Origin of the sequence: Bacillus sp. SIMBA_074 (assembly GCF_046534555.1) — a bacterium.
Classification (GTDB): domain Bacteria; phylum Bacillota; class Bacilli; order Bacillales; family Bacillaceae_G; genus Bacillus_A; species Bacillus_A mycoides.
In genome coordinates, this window is record NZ_JAWRYM010001005.1 from 1 (window position 1) to 248 (window position 248).

The window sequence follows — 248 nt, forward strand, 5'->3', positions numbered from 1 at the left end:
GGCCGGAGGGCTTCGTTATCTACCTCACGACGCAATCGAACGAGCCGCCGGCCGGCGTGTTCGCGCAGAAGCTTCGATATGCGCGGGACGTTCGCGACGGAAAGATTGATGACCCGTGTTTTGTGCCGGTCATCTACGAGCATCCCGACGACATGCGCGCCCGGAAGGAACACCTGCTGGTCGAGAATTTGGCGATGGTCAATCCGAATTTCGGGTACTCGGTCGATCAAGCGTTTCTCGAGCGCGAG

1 protein-coding gene is annotated in these 248 nt (G+C 59.7%); it reads left to right on the forward strand.

What is annotated here, in order from left to right; all coding sequences use genetic code 11:
- The coding region (locus tag SB773_RS33800; RefSeq protein WP_410594847.1) for a hypothetical protein at positions 1-248 on the forward strand (248 nt) is incomplete at both ends.